Here is a 324-nt window from a genome sequence, read left to right on the forward strand (position 1 = left end):
AGCCCTTCAGCTTTGCCTTGATGCGGCGGTTGTTGTAGTAATCCAGATAGTCCAGCAGTTCTCGCTTGAAGTGCTCCATAGATTCAAATTCTTGCAGATACAGCAACTCGCTTTTGAGTAAGCCAAAGAAGTTTTCCATGACAGCATTATCCAGGCAGTTGCCTTTCCGACTCATACTCTGTTGAATTCCTTTCTCACGAAGCATATGCTGGTACTGTTTATGCTGGTATTGCCAACCTTGGTCGGAATGGAGGATTAACCCTGTTCCATCCGGTATTGTTTCAAAAGCCTGATCCAGCATGGCAGTAACCATACCCAGAATCG

General features: G+C 45.7%; 1 protein-coding gene. It reads right to left on the reverse strand.

Annotation, left to right across the window (positions count from 1 at the left end; genetic code table 11):
• The coding region (locus H7U37_RS15385) for an IS3 family transposase (RefSeq protein ID WP_243414359.1) at window positions 1-324 on the reverse strand (324 nt) is incomplete at both ends.

Origin of the sequence: Pseudoflavonifractor phocaeensis, assembly GCF_016901735.1 — a bacterium.
GTDB lineage: Bacteria > Bacillota > Clostridia > Oscillospirales > Oscillospiraceae > Pseudoflavonifractor_A.